General features: G+C 71.0%; 16 protein-coding genes and 1 tRNA gene. 9 read left to right on the top strand and 8 right to left on the bottom strand.

Features of this window, described 5'->3' with window-relative positions; translation table 11 throughout:
- From ACZ601_RS35220 to ACZ601_RS35230, 3 genes are all read left to right on the top strand, one after another.
- A partial coding sequence (locus ACZ601_RS35220) for a replication initiator (protein WP_469545496.1) occupies positions 1–927 on the top strand: 927 nt, incomplete at its 5' end.
- A complete protein-coding gene (locus ACZ601_RS35225; protein WP_030075792.1) occupies positions 924–1,112 on the top strand; it encodes a helix-turn-helix domain-containing protein in 189 nt (62 codons plus the stop codon). The genes ACZ601_RS35220 and ACZ601_RS35225, both read left to right, overlap by 4 nt.
- Complete coding sequence (locus tag ACZ601_RS35230; protein WP_469545498.1) at positions 1,112–2,263, top strand: tyrosine-type recombinase/integrase; 1,152 nt, start codon at positions 1,112–1,114, stop codon at positions 2,261–2,263. The genes ACZ601_RS35225 and ACZ601_RS35230 overlap by 1 nt, the downstream gene beginning before the upstream one ends.
- Positions 2,264–2,334: 71 nt before the next feature.
- Here ACZ601_RS35230 and ACZ601_RS35235 read toward each other — a convergent pair.
- A tRNA-Arg gene (locus ACZ601_RS35235) sits at positions 2,335–2,407 on the bottom strand.
- A gap of 514 nt (positions 2,408–2,921) precedes the next feature.
- Here ACZ601_RS35235 and ACZ601_RS35240 point away from each other — a divergent pair.
- Positions 2,922–4,817 (top strand): class I adenylate-forming enzyme family protein, encoded by a 1,896-nt coding sequence (locus tag ACZ601_RS35240; RefSeq protein ID WP_469545500.1) that lies wholly within the window; start codon positions 2,922–2,924, stop codon positions 4,815–4,817.
- On the opposite strand, the gene ACZ601_RS35245 is transcribed toward ACZ601_RS35240, so the two are convergent.
- The gene (locus ACZ601_RS35245; RefSeq protein WP_469545502.1) at positions 4,804–6,081 is read right to left on the bottom strand and encodes a M6 family metalloprotease domain-containing protein; all 1,278 of its coding nucleotides are present in this window, start codon (positions 6,079–6,081) and stop codon (positions 4,804–4,806) included. The two genes, ACZ601_RS35240 and ACZ601_RS35245, sit on opposite strands and share 14 nt — an antisense overlap.
- Before the next feature lie 310 nt (positions 6,082–6,391).
- Between ACZ601_RS35245 and ACZ601_RS35250 the strand changes: the two genes are divergently transcribed.
- Together ACZ601_RS35250 and ACZ601_RS35255 are read left to right on the top strand one after the other, a co-directional pair.
- On the top strand, positions 6,392–7,054 hold the full coding sequence (locus ACZ601_RS35250) for a TetR/AcrR family transcriptional regulator (RefSeq protein ID WP_390089241.1): 663 nt from the start codon (positions 6,392–6,394) through the stop codon (positions 7,052–7,054).
- Between the two features lie 227 nt (positions 7,055–7,281).
- Positions 7,282–8,820 carry an MFS transporter gene (locus tag ACZ601_RS35255; RefSeq protein ID WP_311305096.1) on the top strand — a complete coding sequence of 513 codons (1,539 nt, stop codon included), beginning with the start codon at positions 7,282–7,284 and terminating at the stop codon, positions 8,818–8,820.
- Positions 8,821–8,915: 95 nt separating this feature from the next.
- Here the strand turns inward: ACZ601_RS35255 and ACZ601_RS35260 are convergent, their stop codons facing one another.
- The gene (locus tag ACZ601_RS35260) at positions 8,916–9,431 is read right to left on the bottom strand and encodes a MarR family winged helix-turn-helix transcriptional regulator (protein WP_440575921.1); all 516 of its coding nucleotides are present in this window, start codon (positions 9,429–9,431) and stop codon (positions 8,916–8,918) included.
- A gap of 135 nt (positions 9,432–9,566) precedes the next feature.
- On the opposite strand from ACZ601_RS35260, the gene ACZ601_RS35265 reads away from it, so the two are divergent.
- The gene (locus ACZ601_RS35265) at positions 9,567–10,349 is read left to right on the top strand and encodes a dioxygenase family protein (RefSeq protein ID WP_469545506.1); all 783 of its coding nucleotides are present in this window, start codon (positions 9,567–9,569) and stop codon (positions 10,347–10,349) included.
- A 59-nt stretch (positions 10,350–10,408) separates the two neighbouring features.
- Here the strand turns inward: ACZ601_RS35265 and ACZ601_RS35270 are convergent, their stop codons facing one another.
- Together ACZ601_RS35270 and ACZ601_RS35275 are read right to left on the bottom strand one after the other, a co-directional pair.
- Complete coding sequence (locus tag ACZ601_RS35270; RefSeq protein WP_469545507.1) at positions 10,409–11,515, bottom strand: questin oxidase family protein; 1,107 nt, start codon at positions 11,513–11,515, stop codon at positions 10,409–10,411.
- A gap of 119 nt (positions 11,516–11,634) precedes the next feature.
- Positions 11,635–12,195, bottom strand: coding sequence for a GNAT family N-acetyltransferase (locus tag ACZ601_RS35275; RefSeq protein ID WP_469545509.1), 561 nt, complete (start codon positions 12,193–12,195; stop codon positions 11,635–11,637).
- A 147-nt stretch (positions 12,196–12,342) separates the two neighbouring features.
- Here ACZ601_RS35275 and ACZ601_RS35280 point away from each other — a divergent pair, with 147 nt between their 5' ends.
- The gene (locus ACZ601_RS35280) at positions 12,343–13,341 is read left to right on the top strand and encodes a sigma-70 family RNA polymerase sigma factor (protein WP_073737264.1); all 999 of its coding nucleotides are present in this window, start codon (positions 12,343–12,345) and stop codon (positions 13,339–13,341) included.
- Positions 13,342–13,456: 115 nt separating this feature from the next.
- On the opposite strand, the gene ACZ601_RS35285 is transcribed toward ACZ601_RS35280, so the two are convergent.
- Positions 13,457–14,452: a helix-turn-helix transcriptional regulator gene (locus tag ACZ601_RS35285; RefSeq protein WP_469545513.1), complete on the bottom strand. Its 996-nt coding sequence runs from the start codon at positions 14,450–14,452 to the stop codon at positions 13,457–13,459.
- Between the two features lie 62 nt (positions 14,453–14,514).
- Between ACZ601_RS35285 and ACZ601_RS35290 the strand changes: the two genes are divergently transcribed.
- Positions 14,515–16,062 carry an MFS transporter gene (locus tag ACZ601_RS35290; RefSeq protein WP_469545515.1) on the top strand — a complete coding sequence of 516 codons (1,548 nt, stop codon included), beginning with the start codon at positions 14,515–14,517 and terminating at the stop codon, positions 16,060–16,062.
- 98 nt (positions 16,063–16,160) lie between these two features.
- On the opposite strand, the gene ACZ601_RS35295 is transcribed toward ACZ601_RS35290, so the two are convergent.
- Together ACZ601_RS35295 and ACZ601_RS35300 are read right to left on the bottom strand one after the other, a co-directional pair.
- Positions 16,161–16,931, bottom strand: a complete 771-nt coding sequence (locus ACZ601_RS35295; protein WP_469545518.1) for a DUF6227 family protein — start codon at positions 16,929–16,931, stop codon at positions 16,161–16,163.
- Between the two features lie 124 nt (positions 16,932–17,055).
- Positions 17,056–18,153 carry a P1 family peptidase gene (locus ACZ601_RS35300; protein WP_469545520.1) on the bottom strand — a complete coding sequence of 366 codons (1,098 nt, stop codon included), beginning with the start codon at positions 18,151–18,153 and terminating at the stop codon, positions 17,056–17,058.
- Positions 18,154–18,349: the final 196 nt, after the last annotated feature.

Raw genomic sequence — 18,349 nt, forward strand, 5'->3', positions numbered from 1 at the left:
CCCGACCGGTACGACTACGCGGGCGCGGTGCTGTGGAACAACCACGCCTCCGACCTGTGGCGCTACTTCACGATCTACCTCCGCCGCGAAATCGCGAAGCGTGCCGGCCTCACCCAGAAAGCGGCCCGCGAACAGTCCCGGCTCTCCTTCGGGAAGGTCGCGGAGTATCAGAAGCGCGGAGCGGTCCACTTCCACGCCGTGATCCGCTTCGACGGACCCGACGGACCCGACTCACCACCCCCGCCCTGGGCGACCCTCGATCTCCTCGACGACGCCATCCGCGCCGCCGCTGCCCGAGTCGAAGTCACCGTTCCCGCGAACGAGGAAGCCGGCTTCCCCACCGGCTGGGTGCTGCGCTGGGGAACACAGCTTGATGTCCAGCCCATCAAGGCGTTCGGCAACGGCGAAGACCTCACCGAACAAGCCGTGGCCTCCTACGTCGCCAAGTACGCCACGAAAGCGGCTGAGACGACCGGGACCGTGGACCACCGTGTCGGCAACAAGGAATCGCTGATCCTCCTCGGCGTTCCGGACCACCCCAGCCGGCTGATCGAAGCCTGCCTCGACCTCCACCACGCCTACCCCGATCGCAAGCTCCGCGACTGGGCGCACATGCTCGGCTTCCGCGGCCACTTCTCCACCAAATCCCGCCGTTACTCCACCACCCTCGGCGCCCTCCGCCAGGTCCGCGCCGACTACCGCGCCGCCCAGCAACGCGCCGCCCTCGGCCTCCCCGACCCCGACGACCACCCCGAGGCCACGACCCTCACCCTCGCGCACTGGACCTACGCCGGCCACGGCCACACCCCCGGCGAATCCTGGCTCGCCGCCAACATCCACCGCGACATCCAGCTCAACCGCGACACCGCCCGCGAAGCACGCGCCGAAGGCATGGACCAACTCGCTCTGGAAGGGGCCGACGCATGACCACCGCCACCGCCGAACTGCTCACCGTGCCTGAGGTCATGGCGCGGCTGAAGCTCGGACGCTCCACGGTCTACGACCTGATCCGCTCGCGCCGGCTGACCTCGATCACTATCGGCCGGTCCCGCCGCATCCCCGCCGACGCCGTACGGGACTTCATCGTCAACGAGATCGAGGAGGCCGCCTGATGGCCGCACAGCGCAAACGCAACCCGAATGGCGCGGGCACCATTACCAAGCGCAAGGATGGCCGCTTCCAGGCTGCTGTCTACGTCCTCCAGCCGGACGGCACCCGCGCTCGCAAGTTCGCCTACGGCAAGACCTGGGCGGAGTGCGATGCGAAGCGCCGCGACCTGCTCGCCAAGGTAGATCAGGGCGTACCCGTGCCCACCCGGTCGGCCAAGCTCTCCGAGTGGCTGCCGTACTGGCTCGACAACGTGGTGAAGCCTCGACGCAAGCTGAGCACGTACGACAAATACGAAGCTCACGTTCGGCTGTACTTGGTGCCCATGGTCGGCGGGAAGCGGTTGGAGTCGCTCGGTGTCGCTGATGTCCGGCGCTTCCTCGTCCAGCTGGAGAACAAGACCACCGCGGCTACTGCCAAGGAATCGCACCGGGTTCTGCGCACAGCCCTTACCGCGGCTTGCCGGGAAGAGCTGGTCACTCGGAACGTAGCCAGCCTCGTTGAACCGCCACGCGCCAAGTCGCGAGAGCTGAGCCCGTGGTCGCTGGACGAGACCATGACTTTCCTGGCTGCGGCTCGCAAGGATCCGCTCTACGCAGCGTTCGTTCTTGCCATCACGATGGGCCTGCGGCGCGGGGAGCTGGTGGGACTGCGGTGGACTGACGTGGACCTGGAGAACCGCGTTCTCTATGTCCGCCAGCAGACCCAGCGCCGGCGCGGGGTTCTCTACGACGATGATCCCAAGGGACGACGCCGGCGGGCTGTGCCGCTCCCGGCTATGTGTATTGCGCCCCTTCGCTGGCACAGGATGCGGCAGGTTGATGCCAAGGTTCGGGCGAGGGAGTCGTGGCAGGAAGGCGGACACGTCTTCACCACCCGGACCGGTCGCCCGGTGGAGCCGCGGAACGTCTACCGCTCCTTTACCCGCGTTGCCGAGTCCGCCGGCCTCCGGGTGATCCGTCTGCACGATGCTCGGCACGGCTGCGCCACGTTCCTGACCGCGGCCGGGGTGGCTCCTCGCGTCGTGATGGAGATCCTCGGGCACAGCCAGATCAGCATCACGATGGACGTCTACACACACGTCGTCCAGGGCACGCAACGCGAGGCGATCAGCCACATGGACCGACTGCTCAAGAGGCGGCCCGGCCGTGCGTGACCGTCGCCGTTGATGTCAGGAGTAGATGTCAAAGGCCACCTACCAAGATCAGTAGGTGGCCTTTTCGCTTGTGCCCCCGGCAGGATTCGAACCTGCGACACCCGCTTTAGGAGAGCGGTGCTCTATCCCCTGAGCTACGGAGGCGCGGGCTCGGAGTGGTCTTGCCGGAGGCCCGGTGAACGGGGCGTTGGCAAGGGCTGCGAGCCCATTGGTCGGACGCGGCGTGGCGCCTTCTGCGATCTTGCCGGTGCAGGCGGCGGGGCATACCGGTGAACGACCAGGGACAGCGTAGCGGATCCGTCCCCGCGAAGGGCTTCCCCATGGGGTCGGTGGCATCGGGCGGTGGGTATCCGGTTTCTGACCTGCGGTTTTCATGGGGCGGGGTTCTTCGGGAGGGGCATGGGGCGGCCGGTGCCACCCCGTGGTCATCCACGGCTTCGTCGATCGGGTCCTCGCCGTGCCGTTGTCGGCCGTTGTCGTCGGCCACGTTCGTCTGTGCCCTCGTTGCCGCCATACTTCATCGCGGGTGGCGCATGGTGAGTTGACGGCGTGACGGCGTGACGGCGTGACGTCGCGCCGGTCGCGGGGTCCCTTGACGGGGTGCGGGCGTGGGCATAGCGTCACGAAAGCCCTGAGCAAGCGCTTAGAGAGGTCGTTCGTGCCGCACCCCGACCCGACTCCAGCCACCCCCGCCGCCGAGCCCGCCCCGGCCGCTCCCCACCCTTCCCCGGTCGCCCCCGAGCCTTCCCCGGTCGCCCCCGCGCCTGCCCAGGCGGCGGCCCGAGCCGAACAAGTGGCGGCCGCGCTGACCGGGCCCGGGGGGCCGTTCGCCGTCGTGCGTGCCGAGGACGGGCCGCAGGCGGGGGCGCTCGTGTATGCGGACGGGCCCGGGACGCTCCGTGAGTTCGTCGAGACCACCTGGGCGTTCGGGGACCAGCCGTTCCTGATCTCGGAGGAACGCGGCTATACGTACGGGGAGTTCTTCGCCGCGGCCTCCGCGCTGGCGTGCCGGCTGAGCGAGGAGTACGGGCTGCGGCCCGGGGACCGGGCCGTGGTGGCGATGCGGAATCATCCGGAGTGGCAGATCGCCTTCTGGGCGGCCCAGTTGGCCGGGCTGGTCGCCGTGCCGCTGAACGCCTGGTGGACCGGGGACGAGTTCAGGTACGCGCTCGACGACTGCGGGCCCCGGGTGCTCCTGGTGGACGGGGAGCGGTTGCCGAGGGTCGCGGACTGGGCCCGGGACTCCGGGGCGCGCGTCATCGTCTTCCGGGACGAGGAGCGCGGGGCCCGTGGCGCGGAGCCGGAGGGTGGCGTCGAGTGGTACGCGGACCCGCCCGAGCCCGATCCGTACGCCGCGCCGCCCGAGGTCGAGATCCGGCCCGAGGACGACGCGACGATCATCTACACCTCCGGCACCACCGGCAGGCCCAAGGGTGCCGTCGCCACCCACCTCGCCCAGGCGGGTGCCGCGCGCAACCCCCGGTTCCACGCGGCGGCCTCCGCGCTCGGCCGGGGCGTCATCCCGGGGCAGGGGCCGGCGCCCGTCACGCTGCTCACGTTCCCGTTCTTCCACGTCGCAGCGTTCACCAGCTTCTACGCCGCGATGTCGGCCGGCGGCGCCCTCGTGCTGATGCGCAAGTGGGACGCGGAGGAGGCGCTGCGGCTGATCCGCGAGCACGGGGTGACGCACTACGCCGGGGTGCCGGCCACCGCGCTGCAACTGCTCGCCTCGGCCGCCCGGAAGGAGGCCAGGACGGAGGAGGCCGGGACGCAGGAGGACGGGCTGGCGAGCCTCCAGATGCTCAACACCGGCGGGGCCGCCGCCCCGCCCGATCTGGTGGCCCGGCTGACCGCCCGCTACGGGGAGCGGATCGAGCCGCGCAACGGGTACGGGCTGACCGAGACCAGCGGCGGCGTCCTGGCGAACTTCGGTGCCGAGTACCGGGCGCATCCCGGCAGCGTCGGCCGCCCGACCCCCACCACCGAGGTGCGGATCGCCGGTCCGGCGGGCGAGGAGCTGCCCGAGGGCGAGGTCGGCGAGCTGTGGCTGCGCGGACAGGCGCTGGTGCGGGGCTACTGGCAGGACGAGGAGGCGACGGCGCGGGCGTTCAGCGGCGGCTGGTTCCGTACCGGGGACCTGGCGGTCGTCCGCGAGGGGCGGGTCGATGTCGTCGACCGGATCAAGGACATGGTGATCCGGGGCGGCGAGAACGTGTACTGCGTCGAGGTCGAGGGCGTGCTGCACGGCCACCCGGACGTCGAGGACGCGGCGGTTCTGGGCGTCCCCCATCCGGTGCTGGGTGAGGAGGTCGCCGCGGTGGTACGGCTCCGGCCCGGTGCCGCGGCCACGGCCGAGGAGCTGCGGGCGCATGTGGCCCGGAGCCTGGCCGCGTTCAAGGTCCCGGCGCATGTGCTGGTGGCCGGGGAGGCGCTGCCCCGCAACGCCACCGGGAAGATCCTCAAGCGCGAGCTGCGCGGACCCGTCGAGGAGGAGATCCGGGCGGCAGGCGCCGGGGGATCGGAGGCCGGGGGATCAGGGGTCAGGGGCGGGTGACCCGGACCCGGTAGTCGCCCTTGGAATCCTTGTCGACCACCGATATGCGTATCCCGGTGGCCCGGTCGGTGAAGGTCTGGCCGGGCTGGAACGGGGCGTCGGAGAGCTCCGCGTGCACGTTGGGCAGCCGGGTGCAGCCGCTGCTGTCCTTGGTGCTGTCCGCGACGGAGATGGGGCCCTGACCGGTGTCGACGTCCGAGCTCACCTTGTAGATCAGTACGCCGGGACGGCAGATGGCCTGGTCGTTGCCCGCCTGGGTCCGTACCTCCACCGCGTAGCCGGACTCCGCGCTCAGCGGCACGAACGCCAGCTTCGTACCGCCTCTGCCGGCCAGCGGCTCCAGTACGTGGTCGCTGGTGCCGGTCCGCGAGGCGCAGCTGATCTGGTTGTTGTCCAGCCAGCCGAGCTTCCACTTGTGCCAGCCGAGCAGGTCGTTATTGGCGCCCCAGTCCTCGGACATGATGTCCCAGTGCCCGACCGAGCCGCCGCCCTCCATCGTGTAGAGGTCCGGGAGGCCGAAGACGTGGCCGTTCTCGTGCGGCAGGACGCGGTATCCGGTCTGGGCGTAGGACCCCGAGCCGTCGTCCTGCCGGCTGTAGACGAAGGACGTGTTGGAGAGCGGCACGCCGTCCGCGTACGGGGCGTCGTCGTTGCCCGAGAAGGTCACGGAGAGCACGGTGTCCAGGGCGGAGGGTCCGGCGTTCGGGCTGACGAGGATGTTGACCAGGTCGTACGCGCTGAAGTCCACCTTCGGGTCGGCGGCGGCGACGATGTCCTGGACGAGATGGCGGTAGCCCGGTTCGTACGGTGATCCGCGCTCGATCCCGTAGCCCGAGAACGGCAGCGGCATCCGCAGCCAGGACTTCACCGGGGCTTCCGGCACGTAGGTGAGCCGTCCGTACGAGCTGGTGCGGAACCAGTCGGTGGTCTGCGGGAAGAATTCGGCGAGCCGGTCCATGGCCGGCTCCGTGCCCGGCGCGTCCGGGAAGTCGACCATCAGGTTGAGCGCGTGGATCTGGCCGGTGGAGCGGGCGTAGCCCGGCTGGGTCGGCATGCCCTCCGACATCTGTACGCCCATGGACGCCGATATCCGGCACGGGCCGATCCCGGCCGTGCCGGTGCTGGACACCGAACCTGCGGAGGCCCGGCTGGGGAGGGGGAGCGTGCTGCTGGCCGAGGCCAGTGCCGCGATGACCAGGGCTGTTGCCGCGCCAAGGACGACCGGGTGGCGGTGCTTGCGTATCCGGTGGCGGGGCTGCTGCATAAAGGCGCCTTCGGGGCCGCGGCAGCCGGCCGACCCTGGCTGCGCTCTGTCGATCAGCCTCTGCCGGGTGCTGCGGGGCCGCGCGTTGGGTGCGCCGAAGGGGTGGGATTCTCCCGTTTCCGCATGGTGTGACTCAGGTCACATGGGGCCGGGAAATAACCGGGGACCGTTTCCCCGTTTGCACACGTGTCCCCCGCGAAACGGGGAGGCGGTCCCCGGTTACGCGGAGAGGCCGCCGGACCAACGCAGGTACCAACAGCCACCGGTAGAGAACCACCGGAAGAACCACCGGAAGAGAAGGAGCGCCGTCGTGGACACCGTCACCCCCGCGGTCACCGGAACCGCGCAGCCGCGTACGCCCCGCCCGCGGGCCGACGCGCTGCGCAACCGGGAGCGGATCGTGACGGCCGCGCGCGAGATGTTCGTCGAGTTCGGGCCGGACGTGCCGCTCGACGAGGTCGCCCGCCGCGCGGGCGTCGGCAACGCCACGCTCTACCGGAACTTCCCGGACCGGGCCGCGCTGACCCATGAGGTCGTCCTCGCGGTCACCTCCCGCACCACCGAGCGCGCGGAAGAGGCCGCGAACGAAGAGGGAGACCCCTTCGTCGCGCTCAGCCGCTTCGTGCACGCGGCGGCCGACGAACGGATCGGGGCGCTGTGCCCGATGCTGTCCGGCGGCTTCGACAAGGACCACCCAGAACTGCTCGCCGAGCGGCGGCGCCTCGAAGAGGCCGTCGAAGGACTCGTCGGGCGTGCCATGTCCGCGGGGCGCCTGCGTACCGACATCGCCGTCGGTGACGTACTGGTCGCCCTCTCCCAGCTCACCCGGCCGCTGCCAGGCATCGCCTGTATGAGCATCGACCGGTTCACCCACCGCCATCTCCAGCTGTTCCTGGACGGACTGGAGGCCCCGGCCCGGTCCGTCCTGCCCGGTACGGCGGCGACCATGGAGGACCTGCGGCGCCGGACCTGACCAGCGTGCCGGGCTGCTGAGGCGGCTGCCCGGCCGCGCGTCCGCCCCGCCCCGATCACCCCGCCCCTTTCTTCACGACCCTCGTCTCTTCACGACCCTCGTCTCCACCCGACCCTCGCTTCTTCACGACCCTCAGCCTTTCGGGCCCTCGCCGCATCCACGGTTCACGGCCCGGTCAACGGTTCACGACTTCGCGCGCCCGAACGCGCCCTTAGGTGGCTACTCCCATGTCAAAAACAGCTGATATCCGACTCCCTGATCCGAGTCGCTGGAAAGCGCTGGCGTTCATCGCGCTCGCCCAGTTGATGGTCGTGCTCGATGCCACGATCGTGAACATCGCGCTGCCGCACGCCCAGACGGACCTGGGCATCACGGATGCCAACAAGCAGTGGGTCATCACGGCCTACGCCCTCGCCTTCGGCGGACTGCTGCTCTTCGGAGGCCGGATCGCCGACCTCTGGGGCCGCAAGCGCACCTTCGTGGTCGGCCTGATCGGCTTCGCGCTGGCCTCCGCGCTCGGCGGAGCGGCCCAGAACCAGGGCATGCTCTTCGGCTCGCGCGCACTCCAGGGTGTCTTCGGCGCCCTGCTCGCCCCCGCGGCCCTCTCGCTGCTCGCGGTGATGTTCACCGACGCCAAGGAGCGCGCCAAGGCGTTCGGCATCTACGGTGCGATCGCCGGTGGCGGTGGCGCCGTCGGCCTGATCCTCGGCGGGTTCCTCACCCAGACGCTGAACTGGCGCTGGACGTTCTTCGTCAACATCCCCTTCGCGGTCGTCGCGGCCCTGGGCGCCTACTTCGTGATCCGCGAGCCGGCCGGCGGCCGTAACCGGTCCTCGCTCGACATCCCGGGCGTCGTCCTGTCCGCGCTGGGTCTGGTCTCGCTGGTGTACGGATTCACCCGCGCCGAGTCCAGCGGCTGGTCGGACGCGCTGACCATCGGTACGTTCGTCGCCTCCGGCGTGCTGCTGCTGGCCTTCGTGCTGACCGAGTCCAAGGTCAAGTCCCCGCTGCTCCCGCTGCGCGTCCTGATGGACCGCAACCGCGGCGGCGTCTACCTCTCGCTGGGCCTCGGCGTCATCGCGATGTTCGGCCTGTTCCTCTTCCTCACCTACTACCTGCAGGTCGTCCAGGGCTTCTCGCCGATCAAGACCGGCTTCGCCTTCCTCCCGATGATCGCGGGCATGATCACCGGTTCGACGCAGATCGGTGCCCGGCTGATGACCCGGGTCCCGGCCCGGATGCTGATGGGTCCCGGCTTCCTGACCGCTGCGGTCGGCATGCTGCTGCTCACCCAGCTCCAGGTCGACTCGTCCTACGCGGCGGTCATCCTGCCGGGTCAGCTCCTGATGGGCCTGGGCATGGGTACGGCGTTCATGCCCGCCATGTCGCTGGCCACGCACGGCATCGAGCCGCGTGACGCGGGTGTCGCCTCCGCGATGATCAACACCTCGCAGCAGGTCGGCGGCGCCATCGGTACGGCGCTGCTCAACACCATCGCCGCCTCCGCCGCCACGGCGTACGCCACCTCGCACGCCGCGCTCGGCGCCACCGACCCGGAGCAGCTGAAGCTCCAGTCGATGGTGCACGGCTTCACCGGCGCCATCTGGTGGGCCGTCGGCATCCTGGTGGTGGCCTCCGCGATCGCGGCGACCTTCGTCAACGCCGGCCGCCCCTCGACGACCACGACGTCCGGTGGTACCGGCACCGGTACCGGTTCGGCCGACGGTGTCGAGGACGAGGTCCGGATTCCGGTCGTCGCCCACTGAGTCACCGCGCTGCGCGCCGATTCACCGCACAGGCCTCTGCCCCGGTTCCGTCGGACGGAACCGGGGCAGAGGTGCGTGCGGTGAGGTGGGGCGGGTCAGCGGAGCCAGGGCAGGTCGGCGTCCGCGTCCTCCGGCTGCAGCCCGGCCGCGACGACCCGCATGATCTCCCCGAGCGAGCGCACCTGCTCGGGGGTGAGGCGGTCGAACAGTGCCTGGCGTACGGCGCTGACGTGGCCCGGTGCCGAGCGGCGGAGCATCTCCTGGCCCTCCTCGGTGAGGACCGCGTTCTGGCCGCGTTTGTCGGACGGGCAGTCCTCGCGGCGCACCCAGCCGCTCTTCTCCAGCCGGGCGACGGCGTGCGAGAGCCGGGAGCGGGTGATCTTGGCGTCCTTGGCCAGCTCGGTCATCCGCTTCTGGCGGCGGGGCGCCTGGGAGAGCTGGACGAGCAGCCCGTAGTAGATGTGCGGCATACCGGCATCGCGCTGCAACTGGCGGTCGAGGTGATCCTCCAGGAGCGTGGCTGCGTGGAGGTATGCCCGCCAGACGCTCTGTTCTTCGTCGGTGAGCCAGCGCGTCTGCTCACCGGTGGATGCCGTGGTCATGTACTCCACTGTACGACCTTTTCTTGAAAGTTGAACTAGATAGAGCTAAGGTCTCCGAAGGTAGGAACTTGAAGGTTAAAGAAGTCTTCCTTCTGAACGTTCCACCAGAAGACTTACCTTGAGCAGCAGTGGATGGGGAGTGTCATGACAGTCACCGCGGAGCGCATGCCCGCCCTCTACCTCTCCCACGGCGCCCCGCCGCTGGCCGACGACCCGGTCTGGCCCGGCGAACTGGCCGCCTGGTCCGCCGGGCTGCCCCGGCCCACCGCCGTCCTGATGGTCTCGGCGCACTGGGAGGAGGCCCCGCTCGCCCTCGGCGCCACCGAGACGATCCCGCTCGTCTACGACTTCTGGGGCTTCCCCGAGCACTACTACCAGGTGCGGTACGCCGCGCCCGGCGCACCGCGGCTCGCTGAGAGCGTGCGCAAGCTGCTGCGCGGCGCCGGTACGCCGGTCCAGGACATCCCGGACCGGGGCCTCGACCACGGGGCGTACGTCCCGCTGGTGGAGATGTTCCCGGCGGCCGACATCCCGGTGCTGCAGATCTCCATGCCGACGCTGGATCCGCAGAAGCTTATGGACATCGGCCGCAAGCTCGCGCCGCTGCGCGACGAGGGCGTCCTGATCGTCGGCAGCGGCTTCTTCACCCACAACCTGGCCGCCCTGCGGCATCAGGGCGGCGGCACCCCCGGCTGGTCGGCGGAGTTCGACGACTGGGGGAGCCGTGCGCTCCAGGCGCAGGACGTCGACGCGCTGCTGGACTTCGAGAACAAGTCCCCGGCGGGCCGGCTCGCCCACCCGCGCACCGAGCACTTCGCCCCGCTCTTCGTGACGCTGGGCGCGGCGGAGGGGGAGCTCGACCGGGGCCGCAGCGTGATCGACGGGTTCTGGATGGGGCTGGCCAAGCGCTCGTTGCAGTACGGGTAGGGCGTGTTCCGAAGCGGCGCCGTCCGCCCGGCCCCGAGCGTCGGAGTCGTCCGCCCGGCTCAGAGCGCCGGAGGGTTCAGCTCGATCGAGCGGAGCGCGGCGGCCAGCGCGGCCGGGCCGCCGACGTCCAGCGCGGTGTCGGTGAACTTGATGGTGTGGTCGTCACCGTGCGCGGCGGCCCGCGCGAAGACCTCCTCGGGGGCCAGCCCCTCCGGAGCGGCCGGGTAGTCGGCGGCCCGCGCCGGGGCGTACGCGGCGGTGACCGCCGCACTGGCCGCCCACGCCGCGTCCAGGCTCGGCGCCCACAGCTCCCGGGGGAGCGCGGGCAGCGTACGCAGTACGGCGTTGGGCGCGGTCGCGGCATGCACCAGCATGACCGGCGAGCCGTGCGCGTACGCCGCGTACCGGTGGGTCGCGGCGCGCACCAGCTCCTCCAGCCGGGCACGGGCGAGATCGGGGTCCGTCGCGGGCCGGGTGCGGGCGGGGTCGGCATCGGTCGTGGGCCGGGTGCGGGTGGGGTCGGCGTCGGTTACGGGCCGGGGCGGCCATACCGGGAACCCGGTGAGCTGTCCCAGCCGTTGCCGGATGCCGCCGCTCTGGTCCGGCACCCGGTCCACGGCGTCCAGTGCGGCGGCCGCGCCGGTCGCCGGGGCGAGCGGGGTCAGTGGCGGCAGCGGCTGGTGGCGGGCCGCCCAGTAGCCGAGGCCGTGGGCGAGCTCCGCGACGCGGGGCGCGTTCTCGCCGGAGGCCAGCAGGGTGCGTACACAGTGGCCGACCCTGATCACCGGGTGCGTGGCGCCGGCCGCGATGCCGGGGAGCAGCCGGGGCCACCACTCGGCGAGGACCTCGCGCCAGGGCCGGTCGGCGGTCTCCCGCTCGAAGTACGCCGTCCAGTCGGCGATGCGGCGGGGGTCGCCCAGGGCCTCGCGCCAGTTGTCCGGGGTCACCTCGGTGAACCGTTCCGGCATGTCCTCCAGCTTCGCCCGGTAGTGGTCCAGCCAGCGGTGCACGCCTGGCGCCTGGCCGTGGTGCACCAGTGCCTCGACCGCCATCGGGGCGTGGTTGCTCAGCCAGCCGTCCCGCTCGGGGCCGAAGGAGTGAAGCCGTTCCAGTGCCTCGTCGAGCGTGCCGGAGGTGTCGGGTGAGTTGCGCGTCGTGTCGTCCATGCCGCATCACGCTAGGCACCGCGACCGCTCTCCGTAACGGGCTGCGGACCTAGGGAGACCCACGGCTCCGGTCCTAGGGCGGGCCCCGGCTCACGTCCTAGGGAGGTACCCGGCGGGGACTAGGCCGCGGGCCCCAGGTGTTTCTCGTACCAGGCGACGTCCCAGTACCGGCCGAACTTCCGGCCGACCTCCGCGTACGTGCCGAGGTGCCGGAAGCCGAAGCGGTCGTGCAGCCGGACCGAGGCCTCGTTCGGCTGGGTGATGCCGGCGTACGCCCGGTGCAGGTCCTCACCGGCCAGTGCCTCGAAGAGCGCCGCGTAGAGGAGGGTGCCGATGCCGCGCCCGGCGGCGCCGGGCGCGCAGTACACGCTCACCTCGACGGAGGTGGAGTACGCCGCCTTGGGGCGGAAGGCGCTGCTGGTGGCGTACCCCAGGATCCGGGGGACCGGGCCACCGGCACCCGGCGCGTCGACATTACGGACATCCTGAGCAACCAGGAGCCGGTGCGGGCCGTCTACAGGGTGGGAGCGCAACCAGGGCAGACGCTGACCCGGAGTGAAGGGGGCGGTGTCGAATGTGAGGGCGGTCTCACGCACGTAATGGTTGTAGATATCGGTGAGGGCCTCCAGATCGCCCTCGATACCAGGCCTGACCTGCGCCTCTGCCTCTATCTGTGTCATGTGCCCTCCCTTGGTGGCGCGACAGGGTACTGCATGATCGCGAAAATGAATGCCAGGCATGGGAATTCTGTCCGGATTCCAGTCGTTGTTTCCATCGGAAGCTGGGCACCCGAAAGGGTGTCGCGACCTACTCAGCAAGGAGCACGCATGGCAACCCGTGCCGTCGCCCGACGTTCGTCCTCCACCGGCGGGACCAACAGGGCAAGCAGTGTTCGCGCCGTGGGCGGGGAGATCGCCGATCGCGACCTGGTCGGCATGTATCTGGACGAGATAGCGCGCACGCCGCTGCTCGATGCCGCCAAGGAGGTCGAGCTGTCGCAGACCGTCGAGGCGGGCGTCTTCGCGCAGCGGATCCTGGACGGTGTGGTGGAGAGCGATGCCGGTGGGGCCTCGCGCGAGGAGCTGGAGGCGCTGGTCGCCGACGGCGAGCGCGCCAAGGACGTATTCATCCGGTCCAACCTCCGACTCGTGGTCGCCGTCGCCCGCCGGTATCCGCGGGCCGGGCTTCCCCTGCTCGACCTGATCCAGGAGGGCAACGCGGGCCTGGTGCGTGCGGTCGAGAAGTTCGACTACGCCAAGGGTTTCAAGTTCTCCACGTACGCCACGTGGTGGATCAGGCAGGCCATCACCCGCTCGATAGCCGACCAGTCGCGCACGATCAGGCTCCCCGTCCACCTGGTGGAGGAGCTGGGCCGGATCCGCCGGGTGCAGCGCGAGTTCAACCGCGAGCACGGGCGCGACCCGGAGCACGCGGAGATCGCCGCCGAGCTCGATTCCACGACATCCCGCGTCGGTGACGTGCTGGACTGGGCCCGTGACCCGGTCAGCCTGAACATGTCCGTGGACGACGACGGCGACACGCAGTTCGGAGACCTCCTGGAGGACACCTCGGCGGTGTCCCCCGAGCAGTCGGTGATGACACTGCTGCGCAGCGAGGAGCTGGAGGAGCTGATCGGCAGGCTCGACAACCGCACCGCCTCCATCATCCGGATGCGGTACGGAATCGAGGACGGCCGTGAGCGGACGCTGACCGAGGTGGGCAAGCAGCACGGGCTGACCCGGGAGCGAATCCGCCAGATCGAGAAGCACGCGCTGCTCGAACTGAAGCGAATGGCTCACGACACGGGCTTTGACGCTGCGGCGTGAGCCGAAGTCCAGTAACCTCCGAATTGGGCCACTTCATCGCGGCCCCCCTGAGCTGAGTCCCGGCGCCCACCCCCCCCTGGCGCCGGGGCTCATCCCTTTTCCGGGCTCAGCCTTCTTACGGTGCTGACCGCGCCGTCGGCTGCGAGGCCGACGGTGGTGCCGCGCGGGTGAGTCTGCCGCCCAGGTCGTTCAGAAACGCCAGCAGCTGCGGTGGCCCGTGCGCGGTGAATTCGCAGTCGACCATGGCCAGCCGCACCGCGACCCACTCCAGCGAGTCCGACAGCGCCGCGCGCAGCCGGCAGCTGTGCTCACCGGTCGGTTCCAGCGGGCCGATCGAGGCGGGCAGCCGCGAGGTGACGAACTCCGCCGGCGCCGCGAAGCTCACGTCGATCGCCAGCTCCGGCCTGATGCGTGCCATGGAGCTGCTGAGGAGCTTCGCCGCGTCACCGGTGGGCAGCTCCCGGGGCGTGAAGCGGGCCCCCGTCGGATACGGGTCGCTCACCCGGTCGACCCGGAAGGTGCGCCAGGCCTCCCGCTCCAGGTCGTACGCGACCAGATACCAGCGCCACCCGGTGCTGACCAGGCGGTACGGCTCGACCTGCCGTCGCGTCTCGGCGCCGTCCCCCGCCCGGTAGGCGAACCGCAGCCGCTCCCGCCCGGTGACCGCGGAGGCCATCACGGTCAGCGTCTGCGGGTCGATCGTCGCCCCGTCCCCGCGGGTCAGCGGCACCGTAGCGTTCTGGAGGACGGAGACCCGGTGGCGCAGCCGCGAGGGCAGCACCTGCTCCAGCTTGGCCAGCGCCCGGACGGAGGCCTCGTCGACACCCTCGATGGCGTGACCGGCCCCGGCCCGCAGCCCCACCGCGATGGCCACCGCCTCCTCGTCGTCCAGCAGCAGCGGCGGCATGGCCGTGCCCGCCACCAGCCGGTAGCCGCCGATCGCACCGCGCGACGCCTCCACCGGATAGCCCAGTTCGCGGAGGCGGTCGATGTCCCTCCGGATGGTGCGCGGGCTGACGTCGAGACGGTCCGCGAGCTCACTGCCCGGCCATTCGCGCGGCGTCTGGAGCAGTGACAGCAGATTCAGCAGTCGTGCCGGGGTGTCGGTCATGTCACCCAGGATGCCGACCCATTGGGTCACGAGCTGACCTAATGGGCACTTAACTTCTTCATATGACTTCTTCCGCACCCCAGCCGTCCGGGACGGCCGCCGCCGCGGTGCCCCCGGACGCCTCGGACCGCCGCCGGTGGTTCGCGCTGGCCATCGTGATGACCGCGGCCTTCATGGACCTGGTCGACGTCACGATCGTCAACATCGCCATCCCGAGCATCCAGCGGGACACCGGCGCCACGTTCAGCTCGATCCAGTGGATCACCGCCGGATACGCCCTGGCCTTCGCCGCCGGGCTGATCACCGGCGGCCGGCTCGGTGACATCTACGGCCGCAAGCGGCTGTTCCTCATCGGGATCGGCGGCTTCACCGTGGCCTCCGCGCTGTGCGGATTCGCCGCCGGCCCGGAGATGCTGGTCGCCTCCCGCATCCTCCAGGGCGGCACGGCCGCGCTGATGGTCCCGCAGGTGCTGTCGATCGTGCACGCCACCTTCCCGGCGCACGAGCGCGGCAAGGTCTTCGGCCTCTTCGGTGCGATCGTCGGCCTCGGCGCCGTGTCCGGGCCGCTGCTGGGCGCGCTGCTCACCGAGTGGAACATCGCCGGTCTCGAATGGCGCCCGATCTTCCTGATCAACCTGCCGGTCGGCATCGCGGGACTGATCCTGGGCCGCAGATTCATCACCGAGTCCAAGGCGCCGAAGGCGCTTCGCCTCGACCTGATCGGCGTGGTGCTGGTGACGGCCGGGATGCTCATGCTGATCTACCCGCTGACCCGTGGCGAGGAGCTGGACTGGCCGCTCTGGGGCTACCTGTCGATGGCCGGCAGCCTCGTGGTGTTCCTGGTGCTCGTGCTCTTCGAGCGGCGGAAGGCGCGCCAGGACGGTTCGCCGCTGGTCGAGCTGTCGCTGTTCCGGGTCAAGAGCTTCGCCGCCGGTATCGCCGTGCAGCTGACCTTCGGTGTCGGCCTCGGCATCTTCTTCCTGGTCTGGACGCTGTACATGCAGGAGGGGCTCGGCTGGAGCGCGCTGCGGGCCGGTACGACCGGTATCCCGTTCTCGGTCGCCGTCTCGGTCGCCGCCGGGATCTCCGTACAGAAGCTGGTGCCGCGCTTCGGGCGCAAGGTCCTCCAGGCGGGGGCGCTGCTGATGGTCGCCGGTCTGCTGCTCTACATCTGGGAGTCCGACCGCTACGGCGTGGGGATCACGTCCTGGCAGATGGCGTTGCCGCTGGTGGTGATGGGGCTCGGGATGGGCCTGATCGTTGCTCCGCTGGCCGACGCGGTGCTGTCCGAGGTGCCCAGGGAGCACTCCGGCTCCGCCTCCGGGCTCTTCAACACCGTGCAGCAGATGGGCAACGCGCTGGGGCTCGCGCTCGTCTCGGTGATCTTCTTCGGGGCCATCGGTGACCGGCTGACGCCCGCGCAGCTGGGCCCGGCGTTCGCCGACGCCTTCGAGCACTCGCTGTGGTGGGTGGCCGGTGTGCTCGCGGCCATCTTCCTGCTGATGTTCGCGCTGCCGGCCCGGCCGAAGCAGCACGTGGAGGGCGGCGAAGAGGTGGCCGAGGCCTCCTTCCCCGCAGAACCCGTCGACGAGCCCGTGCTCACGCACTGAGCGAGCGGACGGAGAGCGTGAGCGGTGCCCGCACCCCTCGGGGGGTGCGGGCACCGATCGCTTGCCGTGCGGGTTCAGCGGATGCGCGCCGCGCGGGTTCAGCAGATGCGCGTACGGCTCTCCATCGCGCCGCGCGCCGCCTCCTCGTCGGCGTACACCTCGCACATGTGGCGGCCGTCGGGCGTCGCCGTGTGCTCGACCTCCCACAGGCTCGTCTCGCTGCCGTCCAGGAGCAGGAAGGCGTGCTCGTACAGGGTGAAGCCCGCGTCCCGCCCGTCCACCTGGCACTGGCGGCCGAAGACCTGGGTGATGTGGTGGGCGAAGGCGGCCCGCAGCAGCTGGGCGGTCTCCTCGCCGGGCACGTCCCCGTTCTCCGCGCGGCGCAGCACGCGGCGGGCGTGGTCCGCGGAGTTGTCCGGGGCGTACATCCGGGGGAGCGGGGCCGGGGGCGCCGCCATCAGGGCCGTGAGGATCTCCAGGTCGCCCTGCGGCCCCTCGTCACCGAAGACCGGGGCGTCACGGAAGCCGCCGGCGAGGCGGGCCGCCGCGATGTGCACGTCGGCCTCGTCGTCGTACAGCTCGTGCTGCCGGTCGCCAGGCCGCGAGCCGCAGCGGGGGCCCTCGGCGTCCCGCTGACCGCAGTGCACCAGCTCCCAGAGCGTGAACGGGCTGCCGTCGGACAGCAGATACGTATGCCGGTACGTCTCGCGGTGCAGCGTCGAGCTGTGGTGCGAGGAGTGCAGGGAACTGCTGTGGGCGAGGGCCGAGCCGAGCCGCTCGACCGTACTGTCGGGCAGGTCGAACGAGTTGAGAGCCCGTCGCAGGAGTCGGTCGAAGTGCTGCTCGGTTGTCTCGTACGGATCGCTCAAGGTGCTTCTCCAGGCCGTCGCCGCGTGTTACCCGATGCGTGCTTAACGTAGTCCCTGGGTCTGACATCGTGACCGGGGTTCAGCAAAACGTACGACGCACGCAGAAGGTTCCCGTCGTTTTGCCCTAACTTCCTTGTGCGGAGGGCGAGTCGGCCGCGGGGCCGTCGCCGTCCGCCGGGCGCCCCGGCTGCGGCCGCGTGCCGTAGAGATCGCTGTACGCGAGGTATGTGCCGCCACCCTCGCGGCCGTTGACTCCGGTGGCCGCCCGCACGGCCTTCACGATGGCGCGGGTCAAGGTCTCCGCACCCGCCGCGAGCAGGTCATTGAGTGCGATCGGATTCGCCGGGTCCAGCGTCCGTCCGCCGGTGGCCAGCGCGAAAACGGTGTCCCCGTCGGTCAGCAGATGCACGGGCCGGATGGCGCGCGCCAGCCCGTCGTGCGCGGTGCCCGCGAGCTTCTGCGCCTGTGCCCGGCTGAGGCCGGCGTCCGTCGCGACGACGGCGAGCGTGGTGTTGAGCGGGGGGCGCGCGTTCGCGTCGTGCGCCTGCGCCAGGCGCTGTTGCGCCGTGCGGTGGACCTCCGGTGCGGGGGCGGCAGCCGGTTCGGCGGCTCCGTACTCCCCGTACAGCACCCCGGTACGTGGATCGAGGACCGAGCCCGCCGCGTTCACCACGACCAGCGCGCCCACCGTGATGCCGGACGGCAGCAGGGCGCTCGCCGTCCCCACCCCGCCCTTCAGCTGCCCGGCGACCGCGCCCGTGCCCGCGCCGACGCACCCCTCGGCGACCGCCGCCCCCGGCTCCGTGCGCGCGGCGTCCTCCACGGCGGCCCGGCCGGTCGACGCGTCCGGACGGGCCCGCCAGTCACCGCCCCGGCCCAGGTCGAAGACGCACGCCGCCGGGACCACCGGGACGACCTGCGCCGGATCGGCGCCGACCCGCACGCCGCGCCCCTGCTCCTCCAGCCAGGCCATCACCCCGGACGCCGCGTCGAGCCCGTACGCGCTGCCCCCGGTCAGTACCACGGCATCGATGCGCTGCACCAGATTGCGTGGGTCGAGCGCGTCCGTCTCCCGGGTGCCGGGGCCGCCGCCCCGCACATCGACAGCGGCGACCACGCCGCCCTCGGGCGCGAGGACCACGGTGGTGCCGCTGAGCGCGCCCTGACCCGCGAGCGAGGCGTGCCCCACCCGGATCCCGGCCACATCGGTCAGCGCGTCCATCCGGTGCTCCTCGGGGTCGTGATCGTGGCGGGCGGTACGTCGTGGCGGGCGGTACGGGGCGAACCTACCCGCGAGAGCGGGAGAGCGGAGAGGGCGCCTGGGTGCCGGGGTGTCCGGGCGTCCGGGTGCCTGGGCGTCCGGGTGTCCGGGCATCCGGGCGTCCGGGTGTTGTTCCACAGCGACGCGCTCACCCCGT

The organism is Streptomyces sp. NPDC104307 (assembly GCF_055584045.1).

Excerpts from the sequence above, each read along its gene's own strand:
- ACZ601_RS35225 (WP_030075792.1), top strand. The coding sequence starts at position 924 with ATGACCACCGCCACCGCCGAACTGCTCACCGTGCCTGAGGTCATGGCG.
- ACZ601_RS35275 (WP_469545509.1), bottom strand. The coding sequence starts at position 12,195 with ATGACACAGATAGAGGCAGAGGCGCAGGTCAGGCCTGGTATCGAGGGC.
- ACZ601_RS35300 (WP_469545520.1), bottom strand. The coding sequence starts at position 18,153 with ATGGACGCGCTGACCGATGTGGCCGGGATCCGGGTGGGGCACGCCTCG.
- ACZ601_RS35255 (WP_311305096.1), top strand. The coding sequence starts at position 7,282 with ATGTCAAAAACAGCTGATATCCGACTCCCTGATCCGAGTCGCTGGAAA.
- ACZ601_RS35280 (WP_073737264.1), top strand. The coding sequence starts at position 12,343 with ATGGCAACCCGTGCCGTCGCCCGACGTTCGTCCTCCACCGGCGGGACC.
- ACZ601_RS35245 (WP_469545502.1), bottom strand. The coding sequence starts at position 6,081 with ATGCAGCAGCCCCGCCACCGGATACGCAAGCACCGCCACCCGGTCGTC.
- ACZ601_RS35270 (WP_469545507.1), bottom strand. The coding sequence starts at position 11,515 with ATGGACGACACGACGCGCAACTCACCCGACACCTCCGGCACGCTCGAC.
- ACZ601_RS35290 (WP_469545515.1), top strand. The coding sequence starts at position 14,515 with ATGACTTCTTCCGCACCCCAGCCGTCCGGGACGGCCGCCGCCGCGGTG.
- ACZ601_RS35285 (WP_469545513.1), bottom strand. The coding sequence starts at position 14,452 with ATGACCGACACCCCGGCACGACTGCTGAATCTGCTGTCACTGCTCCAG.
- ACZ601_RS35265 (WP_469545506.1), top strand. The coding sequence starts at position 9,567 with ATGACAGTCACCGCGGAGCGCATGCCCGCCCTCTACCTCTCCCACGGC.
- ACZ601_RS35230 (WP_469545498.1), top strand. The coding sequence starts at position 1,112 with ATGGCCGCACAGCGCAAACGCAACCCGAATGGCGCGGGCACCATTACC.